General features: G+C 67.3%; 1 protein-coding gene. It reads left to right on the top strand.

Annotation, left to right across the window (positions count from 1 at the left end; genetic code table 11):
* Window positions 1-64 precede the first annotated feature (64 nt).
* A protein-coding gene (locus tag ABD126_RS38540; RefSeq protein ID WP_343940639.1) for an IS3 family transposase occupies window positions 65-1,239 on the top strand; the annotation gives its coding sequence in 2 pieces (ribosomal slippage) (window positions 65-320 and window positions 320-1,239; 1,176 coding nt in all).
* The last annotated feature ends 4 nt before the right edge of the window (window positions 1,240-1,243 follow it).

Genomic DNA, 1,243 nt, shown 5'->3' on the forward strand with positions numbered 1-1,243 from the left:
TGAGGTGCCTGAAGGATCTCGGACAGTGACCCAAAGTAGAATTGGGTGACTGAACGGAGTGGTTGTGGCACACAAGAAATCGCGGCGGCACAGCGCCGAGTTTCGTGAGGCGGCGGCCCGGGAAGTGGTCGACAAGTCCCGGCCGGTCGACGACGTGGCCCGTGACTGCGGGGTGACCGGGCAGACGATCCGGAACTGGGTCCGGGAGTTCCGTGCCGGGCACGACACGACCGATCCGGAATTGAGCGGGGACGAGCGGGCGCGGTTGCGGGAGCTGGAGCGGCGGGTGCGGGAGTTGGAGGAGGAGAACCGGTTCCTGGGAAAATCGGTGGCCTTCTTCGCGAAGAAGCACCGTTGACCGCGAAGTACGCGTTCATCGCTTCCGAGGAAGGCAACCATTCCGTGGTGGCCATGTGCCGGTGGTCGAAGGTGTCCAGGTCGGGCTACTACGCGTGGCGCGACCGGGAACCGTCGGCCACCACCCGCCGCCGGGAGGTCCTGGAGGCCGCGGTCCGGTCCTGTTTCGACTATTCCGACGGCACCTACGGGTACCGGCGCGTCCATGCCGAGCTGGCCCGGCGGGGCACGGTCGCCGACCCGGGGACGGTCCGCACGATCATGCGCGGGCTGGGTCTGGTGCCCTGCCAGCCGCGGCCGTGGCGGCCGGTCACCACGATCGCCGGCGACGCCGCGCGCCTGCCCGACCTGGTCGGCCGGGACTTCACCGCCGACGCCCCGGCGGTGAAACTGGTCGGCGACATCACCTACATCCGCACCTGGGAAGGATGGCTGTACCTGGCCACGGTGCTGGACTGCCACTCCAAGAAGGTCGTCGGTTACGCGATGGCCGACCACCTGCGCGCCGAGCTGGTCGCCGACGCGCTGCGCATGGCCGCCCGCAACCTGCCGTTCCGACGCGGCGGGACGATATTCCACAGCGACCGCGGCACGCAGTACCTGTCCGCCGAGTTCGCCGCCGTCGCCGACGAACTCGGCGCCATCCGGTCCGTGGGCCGCACCGGCAACTGTTTCGACAACGCCTGGGCCGAGTCATTCAACGGCACCCTCAAGAACGAACGCGTCAACCGCACCGAATACCCCACCCGTGAACACGCACGCAAAGACGTCACCGCCTACATCGAACTACGCTACAACCAGATCCGACTCCACTCCGGAATTGCCTACCGCACACCGAACGAGGTAGAGTCCGAGTGGTTCACGACAAACAGCGCAGCCTAAAACA

Origin of the sequence: Saccharothrix mutabilis subsp. mutabilis, assembly GCF_039521145.1 — a bacterium.
Classification (GTDB): Bacteria; Actinomycetota; Actinomycetes; order Mycobacteriales; family Pseudonocardiaceae; genus Actinosynnema; species Actinosynnema mutabilis.